We start from the raw sequence: 2,366 nt of genomic DNA on the forward strand, positions 1-2,366 counted from the left end.
CAAGCACGAGTGCCCACCAGTACGACTTGGAAGCCGGCAGGAGCTGCCAGCAGCAGGTCCTTGAGGTTGCGGGCGAACACATGGATCGCCTCGTCCTCGGCGCGCTCGCGCATCTCACGCATCAGGTCGAGCGACAGCGAGGTGGACAGCTTCACGCGCCAGCACCAGCCGGCGACCTGCATCAGGAACTCGTCCGCCTTGCCCTTCGCCCCGATATCGAAGAAACGGGCGATCATCTGCTGGGCGGGCTTGATGGGGGAGGGGCTGTCGCGGTCGGCCTCGATCGCCACCGTCAGCACCTCCTCGTTCCAGCCGCGCAGCATGGCAAGCACGCGGTGGCCGGGCGCGGTGGCGAATTTCTCCGAATGCTCGAAATAATCGGCGAACTTTGCGCCGGTTTCTTCCTTGCCTTGGACCACCCTGGCGTAAAGGACCGCATTGTCGCGCATATACTGGCGCAGACGGCCGACGAGTTCGGCATTTTCGGCGAATTGTTCCGAGAGGATGTCACGAGCGCCATCAAGGGCGGAGCGGAGATCAGCCACGTTTTCGTTGAGATAGGCGGCGGCGAGCTTTTCCGGATCTGCCGAACGGTTTTCGAAGATCGCATCGGCGAGCGGCTGCAGCCCGTTCTCGCGCGCGATCATCGCCCTTGTGCGGCGCTTCGGCTTGTAGGGCAGATAGAGGTCCTCGAGCTCGGATTTTGTCGTGACGGCGGCGATCTTGCCCGCCAGCTCTTCCGTCATCTTGCCCTGGCTCTGGATTGATTCCGTGATCGTCGTCCGCCGCGCCTCGAGTTCGCGCAGATAGGTCACCCGCTCCGACAATTGCCGCAGCTGCGTATCGTCCAGCCCGCCGGTCGCCTCCTTGCGGTAGCGCGCCACAAACGGCACGGTCGCGCCGCCGTCCAGCAGTTCGAGCGCCGCGTTCACCTGGTCGGGCCGGGCCTTGATTTCATCGGCGACGATGCGGGCGATTTTGGTGTCACTCATGGGGCAGGTCTGTCCTGTTCATTGTCTCTGGTCGCGGAAGGTAGCGATGCGGACGGCAATGACAACCAAAATTCATGTCGGAACCATGGCCATCCCCATGGATGTGTCCGCGGCGAACAGGGAAAAGGCCGGGCCGCTTGCGCTGGCCCGGCCCTTGATCATCAGCCGAAGTGATAGGGGCGGAAATAGTCCGGCGTCAGCGCCGTCGTGACTTCCTGGACCATCGCACCGCGGCTTGCGGCATAGATCTCCCTGAGGCCCGTGACCTGAAAGCCGAGGCGCTGCTGGACCTTCAGCGAGCCTGCGTTTTCGGCCATGGCCCCGGAGTTGAGCGTGACCGCGCCCTTCTCGGCAAAGAAGCGGGCCACCAGGGCGGAGGCCGCCTCGCTCATGAAGCCGCGACCCCAGTAGTAGCGGTTCAGCCAGTAGCCGAGGTGGTAACCGCCCTGCCTGAGCTCGATGGAGACGAGGCCGATCAGCACCCGGTCTGCCGGCTGGGTGATGGCGAAGGACCATGCCCGGTCGCTGCTGTCGGCGTTGGCCTCAAGCCAGTCCTCGGCATCATCGAGCGTGAACGGGTAGGGCGGACGCGACAGCATGCGGGTTACCGAAAAATCGGAGAGCACGCCGGTAATCGCCTCCGCATCTTCAGCACGAAGCGGCCGCAGGCAAAGCCTCTCGGTGTCGATGGTCGCGGTCTTCTGTCGCTCTTGCAGGTCAAGGCTCATCTCTGTCCTCCCCAGCTCTTCAGCGACATCCAGTTGCGCCGTTCCAGCCGGTACCATTCGACCGCGACCGAGCCGCCGATGGCGAGCGACTGCACCATGCCGGGTCCCTGGAACTGGAAGCCGCACTTGTGCAGCACCCGCCGCGAGCGCGCGTTGACCACCCGGCAGCGCGCATCGATATGGTCGACCTCGTTCCTCGTGCGGAAGACCATGTCGATCAACACCTGGGCGGCTTCCGTGGTGTAGCCCTTGCCCCAATAGGGTTCGCCCAGCCAGTAGCCGATCTCGACCACGCTGTCGTCATCGGGGATGTTCTCGATGCCGCAGCAGCCGATGAATTCGCCGTTTTCCGTTTTCGTGATGGCATAGACGCAATTGCCGATCGCGCCCTCTTTGGTTCGCTCCACGAACTTGGCGGCATCGGCTGTCGTATAGGGATGCGGCATGCGCGACACCATGGTCGCGATCTTGTCGTTGTCGGCGAGATGGGCAATGGCGTCAATGTCATCTTCGTGCGGGGCTCTGAGGACGAGCCTTTGCGAGAGAAGAACGGGGCAATCCCGCCTTTGACTATCCGGCCTCAGCCGCTCTCTGGAAAGCCGGGATTGGCTCTCCCTTTGTAGATCCCTTTGCATTGTCAGGTCCT

General features: G+C 63.3%; 3 protein-coding genes. All 3 read right to left on the minus strand.

All coding sequences use genetic code 11. The features are described 5' to 3' along the window. Positions 1 to 992, minus strand: a 992-nt coding sequence (locus AC5DC2_RS23040) for a Tex-like N-terminal domain-containing protein (protein WP_491700174.1), incomplete at its 3' end; no start/stop codon positions are given. Between the two features lie 161 nt (positions 993 to 1,153). Continuing rightward, positions 1,154 to 1,720, minus strand: coding sequence for a GNAT family N-acetyltransferase (locus tag AC5DC2_RS23045; protein ID WP_024706190.1), 567 nt, complete (start codon positions 1,718 to 1,720; stop codon positions 1,154 to 1,156). Continuing rightward, entirely contained in the window at positions 1,717 to 2,355 is a 639-nt protein-coding gene (locus AC5DC2_RS23050) for a GNAT family N-acetyltransferase (protein WP_024706189.1), read from the minus strand. Before AC5DC2_RS23050 ends, AC5DC2_RS23045 begins: the two co-directional genes overlap by 4 nt. Positions 2,356 to 2,366 lie beyond the last annotated feature (11 nt).

The sequence above is a fragment of the Martelella sp. genome, from assembly GCF_984369615.1.